The organism is Streptomyces beijiangensis, from assembly GCF_017315755.1.
Taxonomy (GTDB): Bacteria; Actinomycetota; Actinomycetes; order Streptomycetales; family Streptomycetaceae; genus Streptomyces; species Streptomyces beijiangensis.
This window is the reverse complement of record NZ_JAFLRJ010001601.1, coordinates 1-337: the sequence shown is the minus strand read 5'-3', so window position 1 is coordinate 337 and position 337 is coordinate 1. Positions and strand designations below refer to the sequence as shown.

Genomic DNA, 337 nt, shown 5'->3' with positions numbered 1-337 from the left:
GCCGCCGTCGGCTGGGCCATCGTCGCCTCGCGCTCCGCCAAGCCGCAGCGCAGGGGTCTCAGCCGCCTCGCCTGGGGACAATTCTGGCTCGTCGTGGCCAACGGCATCATCGGCGGCATCACGGTGCTGACCGAGCTGAACCCCTGGACCGTCGCGGGCCACTTCATCCTGGCCAGCACGCTGCTCACCGTCACGGCGGTGACCTGGCTCAGGGCGCGGGAAGGCGACGCCGAGCCGCGTCCGCTGGTGGGCAGGCCGGTGAAGCAGCTCGTGATCGGGCTCGCCGTCTTCGCGGGCGCGCTGGTCGTCGTGGGGACGGCCGTCACGGGGTCGGGGC

General features: G+C 73.3%; 1 protein-coding gene. It reads left to right on the top strand.

Translation table 11 applies throughout. The features are described 5' to 3' along the window. Nucleotides 1-337 (top strand): COX15/CtaA family protein (locus J0695_RS42860; RefSeq protein ID WP_206970184.1); only part of this gene is annotated, 337 nt, incomplete at both ends.